Raw genomic sequence first — 4,691 nt, 5'->3', positions numbered from 1 at the left:
GTCATCAACGCCCCACCAAACGACGTCCCCTCAAACACCACCGGCGCCAACTGCGCCCGCGCCGCATACAACGCCGCCGTATACCCAGCAGGACCCGAACCAATAACGATCACGTCGTGGATGTCGGAGGAGCTCATAAGCGGCCACACTACTGCGAACCCGAAAAGCGCCGGCCCAATCCCTCTGGCCGCCAAGGCAAGGACGTGAAGCGGCGCACACAACAGTGTGTTGTGCCTTCACAACACATGACCTCTACTGACGCCGCCGCAACTGGTGCACCATGGAAATCGCGACCCGTGGGTCCAACGACGAACTTGCGGGTGCCTACAGACCCAACATCATCGCGATGCCGCGGCCCGCCAGCCCGCCCTGCGGCCGCACCACGGCCGATCTGAGCCCACTCGGGCCGCCACGAGGAATGAGAACGCCACATGACCACCGCACGTCCCGTCAAGACCCGCAACGACGGTCAGTGGGCGCTGGGCGATCGCGAACCGCTCAACCACGCCGAGCAGTTCAAGAGCGACGACGCGCCGCTCAACGTGCGCGACCGCATCATCAACGTCTACTCCAAGCAGGGCTTCGACAGCATCGCCAAGGATGATCTGCGCGGGCGGTTCCGCTGGATGGGCCTCTACACCCAGCGTGAGCAGGGCTACGACGGCAGCTGGACCGGCGACGAGAACACCGACAAGATCGAAGCCAAGTACTTCATGATGCGGGTCCGCTCCGACGGCAAGGCGATGACCGCGCACACGATGCGCACGCTGGGCCAGATTTCGACCGAATTCGCGCGCGACACCGCCGACATCAGCGACCGGGAAAACCTGCAGCTGCACTGGGTCCGCATCGAGGACGTCCCCGAGATCTGGCGGCGGCTCGAATCCGTGGGCCTGCAGACCACCGAGGCCTGCGGCGACTGCCCCCGCGGCATCCACGGCTCGCCGCTGGCCGGCGACTCGCTCGACGAGATTCTCGACCCGTCACCCGCCATCGACGAGATCGTCCGCCGCGCGCTGAACAACCCCGAGTACGCCAACCTGCCGCGCAAGTACAAGACCGCGGTCTCCGGTCTGCAGGACGTCTCGCACGAGACGCATGACATCGCGTTCGTCGGCGTCAACCACCCCGAACACGGCCCCGGCCTGGACCTGTGGGTGGGCGGCGGCCTGTCGACCAACCCGATGCTGGCCCAGCGGCTGGGCGTGTGGGTGCCGCTGAACGAGGTCGCCGACGTCTGGGAGGGCGTCACCCAGCTGTTCCGCGACTACGGCTACCGCCGGCTGCGCGCCAAGGCCCGGCTGAAGTTCCTGGTCAAGGACTGGGGCATAGACAAATTCCGTGAAGTTCTCGAACAGGAGTACCTGAACCGCCGGCTGATCGATGGACCGGCGCCCGCTCCGGTCCAGCACACCATCGACCACGTCGGGGTGCAGAAAATCAAGAACGGCCTCAACGCCGTGGGCGTCGCGCCGATCGTCGGGCGCGTATCGGGCAGCACACTGTCGGCCGTGGCCGACCTGATGGAGCAGGCCGGCTCCGACCGGGCGCGGTGGACCCCGTTCCAGAAGCTGGTCATCCTCGACGTCGCCGACGACAAGGTCGACGACCTGGTCGCGGGTCTGGATGCGCTGGGCCTGCCGTCGCGGCCGTCGTCATGGCGCAAGAACACCATGGCGTGCACCGGAATTGAGTACTGCAAGCTGTCGTTCGCCGAAACCCGGGTTCGGGCACAGACTTTGGTGCCCGAGCTGGAGCAGCGTCTCGCCGACGTCGACTCCAAGCTCAACCTGCCGATCAGCGTGCACCTCAACGGATGCCCGAACTCGTGCGCCCGAATTCAGGTGGCCGACATCGGATTCAAGGGACAGTGGATCGACGACGGCGACGGCAACTCGGTCGAGGGTTTCCAGGTGCACCTCGGCGGCGGCCTGGGCGAGCAGAGCGGCTTCGGCCGAAAACTGCGCCAGCACAAGGTCACCAGCGCCGAACTGGGCGACTACATCGACCGGGTGACACGCAAGTACATCGACGGACGCCAGGACGGCGAGACGTTCGCCTCCTGGGCGCTGCGCGCCGACGAGGAAGAGCTCCGCTGAGGCCGCGATGACCACACTCGTACTCACCGCGCACGGCAGCCGCGACCCACGGTCGGGCGCCAACGCCGAGGCCGTGGCCGACCGGCTGGCACTGATGCGGCCCGACCTCGACGTGCGACTGGCATTCCTCGAGCTCAACACCCCCAACTTCGTCGACGTGCTGGCCGGGTTGCCGGACGCCCGCCGCGCGGTGGTCGCCCCGTTGCTGCTGGCCAGCGCCTATCACGCCCGCCTGGACATCCCCAAGCAGATCGCCGACGCCGGCGCCCACGGCATCCGGCAGGCCGACGTGCTCGGTGAAGACGAGCGCCTGGTGTCGGTGCTGCGCGAACGTCTCGTCGAGGTCGGGGTCTCCCCGCTCGACGACGATCTCGGGGTGATGGTGGTGGCGATCGGGTCGTCGAACCTCGCCGCGAATGCGCGCACCGCGAAGGTGGCGGCCAGGCTGGCCGCCGGCACCCAATGGGCCGGGGCCACAACGGCGTTCGCCACCCGGCCCGAGGCGTCGGTGGCCCGGGCCGCCGACCAGTTGCGCCGCCGCGGCGCGCGGCGTCTGGTCATCGCACCGTGGTTCTTGGCCCCGGGCTTCATCACCGACGGGGTGTCAAACTTCGCCCGCGACAACGGCATTCCCATGGCGGCACCGCTGGGGGCGCACCGGCTGGTGGCCGAGACGGTGCTCGACCGCTACGATGACGCGCTCACCGAGGACGCCGCTGCCTAGCTTTTCGCCGCCGCCGTGCTGAGGACATGACTCAGCAGGTCGCGGATCGCTCCGGGCGGCGGGGTCTTTCCGCCGACCCAGATGGCCCGAAACTTGCGGCGCAGGTCCAACTTCGGAATCTCCACCGCGTCTAGCCGGCCGAACGCCAGGTCGTCGGCGACGGCCAGCCGGCTCATGGTCGCCGGGCCCGCCCCGGCGAGCACGGCGGCGCGCATCGCCGCCGCGGAGGTCAATTCCAGCACGGGCGCGGCCTGTTGCATGTCCTCGCCGAGCACCTTGCGCAACGCGGCCGTCAGCGAATCGCGGATGCCCGAATGGAGTTCGCGGGCCACCAGCGGCGTCTGAGCGAGTTCGCGCGCGGTCACCACCCGCCCCCGTCGCGCCCACTTGTGGTCCGGCGGGACCACGATCACCAGCTCGTCTCCCCCCACCACGCAGCTACCCAACCCCTTTGGTGTGCCGGGGTTTTCGACAAAGCCCAGGTCGGCGCTGCCGTCGCGGACCGAGACGATGGCGTGGTCGCTGTTGGTGGCGGTCAGGATCACCTGGGGTGCGGTCTCGCCGCGCCGCGTGGCCTCGGCCTGCAGGGACAGCAGCCACTGCGGCATGAGTTGTTCCGAGATCGTCTGGCTGGCCGCTACCCGGATGCGTTCGCGCCCTTCCTTTCGCAGCGAGCCCAGGCCCGCGTCAATCTCGCCGGCGACCTCGAGCAAGCGGGTCGCCCAGTCCGCGACGATCAGGCCCGCGGGCGTCAGTTGCGAGCCGCGCGTCGTCCGGACGGCCAGGGTGACGCCGATCTGGGCCTCCATGGTGGCAAGCCGCCGGGATATCGCCTGCTGGGTCAGCCCGAGCTCGCGCGCGGCACGGCCCAGGCTGCCGGTCTCGGCGATCGCCAAAAACGCCTCGAACGACGCGAGTTCGGGCAACCGGGGGCTCAGGGGCATGGGCGGCAGCTCACAATCAAATCGTGTGACACAACTATAGCTTGTGACACCACAACGCCAAACCTCTACTCACGCCCCGCCCGAGCCGCAACGATGGGACACATGAGGCGTGCAGGCCGGTAGCCCGCGCGGGCGTCCTCGCGCTAAATTAGCCAGCCAGACCGTGTTTGACGGGCCGCAGCCGGCTGACCCCGCTAGCCCAGAAGGAAGGACAACACTCGTGGCCTACGTGATCGCCGAGCCCTGTGTCGACATCAAAGACAAGGCGTGCATCGAGGAATGCCCCGTCGACTGCATCTACGAGGGCGCCCGGATGCTTTACATCCACCCCGACGAGTGCGTCGACTGCGGTGCGTGCGAGCCGGTGTGCCCGGTCGAGTCCATCTACTACGAGGACGATCTGCCCGCCGAGCACACCCAATACCTGCAGATCAACGCCGATTTCTTCACCGAGCTCGGCTCGCCCGGCGGCGCGGCGAAGGTCGGGATGACCGAGAACGACCCCGCCCCGGTCAAGGAGCTGGAAAGCCGAGCAGAGGCGTCATAACCGCAGCGCGCCGCTAGTCCCACCCGGACAGCCCGAACGTATCGCTGGGCCGTCGCCCCGAAAGCTTCTGAACCACCCACTGGTTCATCGAAACCTGCTGTTCGGCGGCTTCGACGGCCAGGCGGCTGTGCAACTCCGGGGACGTCCTGATCACGATCGTGCCGCTGTAGTTGCGGTCCGCCATCGGCGTCGGTGGTGTCTCGCCGGCGTTCAGCATGATTTCGACGTGCCGGTCGACGGCCGTCTCGACCTCAACGACGGCCTCTTGGGCGGTCGCCGCTTCACGCCGCATGAACGGCAATTCGAGGCAGGTGCCGACGTATTGGCGGTGGTACGGCGACCACGCGACGCGGTAGGTGTAGTCTCTTATACACATC

General features: G+C 67.9%; 6 protein-coding genes. 3 read left to right on the top strand and 3 right to left on the bottom strand.

Annotated elements, in window-relative coordinates; all coding sequences use genetic code 11:
• Positions 1–137: FAD-dependent oxidoreductase (locus A5760_RS26650; RefSeq protein WP_155764295.1), on the bottom strand; the 137-nt coding region annotated here is incomplete at its 3' end.
• A gap of 294 nt (positions 138–431) precedes the next feature.
• Between A5760_RS26650 and A5760_RS11145 the strand changes: the two genes are divergently transcribed.
• Complete coding sequence (locus A5760_RS11145) at positions 432–2,099, top strand: nitrite/sulfite reductase (RefSeq protein ID WP_064880627.1); 1,668 nt, start codon at positions 432–434, stop codon at positions 2,097–2,099.
• A gap of 7 nt (positions 2,100–2,106) precedes the next feature.
• Entirely contained in the window at positions 2,107–2,823 is a 717-nt protein-coding gene (locus A5760_RS11140) for a sirohydrochlorin chelatase (RefSeq protein WP_064880625.1), read from the top strand.
• Here A5760_RS11140 and A5760_RS11135 read toward each other — a convergent pair.
• Positions 2,820–3,767, bottom strand: coding sequence for a LysR family transcriptional regulator (locus A5760_RS11135; protein ID WP_064880623.1), 948 nt, complete (start codon positions 3,765–3,767; stop codon positions 2,820–2,822). The genes A5760_RS11140 and A5760_RS11135 overlap by 4 nt on opposite strands.
• A 220-nt stretch (positions 3,768–3,987) precedes the next feature.
• Here A5760_RS11135 and fdxA point away from each other — a divergent pair, with 220 nt between their 5' ends.
• The gene (fdxA, locus tag A5760_RS11130) at positions 3,988–4,314 is read left to right on the top strand and encodes a ferredoxin (protein ID WP_064880621.1); all 327 of its coding nucleotides are present in this window, start codon (positions 3,988–3,990) and stop codon (positions 4,312–4,314) included.
• A 13-nt stretch (positions 4,315–4,327) separates the two neighbouring features.
• Here the strand turns inward: fdxA and A5760_RS11125 are convergent, their stop codons facing one another.
• On the bottom strand, positions 4,328–4,684 hold the full coding sequence (locus A5760_RS11125; protein WP_155764296.1) for a type II toxin-antitoxin system HicB family antitoxin: 357 nt from the start codon (positions 4,682–4,684) through the stop codon (positions 4,328–4,330).
• Positions 4,685–4,691 lie beyond the last annotated feature (7 nt).

Origin of the sequence: Mycobacterium colombiense, from assembly GCF_001665835.1 — a bacterium.
Lineage (GTDB): Bacteria > Actinomycetota > Actinomycetes > Mycobacteriales > Mycobacteriaceae > Mycobacterium > Mycobacterium colombiense_A.
Note: the sequence above shows the minus strand (reverse complement) of the source record. Positions and strands in the feature narration are given on the sequence as shown.

Excerpts from the sequence above, each read along its gene's own strand:
- A5760_RS11135 (WP_064880623.1), bottom strand. The coding sequence starts at position 3,767 with ATGCCCCTGAGCCCCCGGTTGCCCGAACTCGCGTCGTTCGAGGCGTTT.
- A5760_RS11140 (WP_064880625.1), top strand. The coding sequence starts at position 2,107 with ATGACCACACTCGTACTCACCGCGCACGGCAGCCGCGACCCACGGTCG.
- A5760_RS11145 (WP_064880627.1), top strand. The coding sequence starts at position 432 with ATGACCACCGCACGTCCCGTCAAGACCCGCAACGACGGTCAGTGGGCG.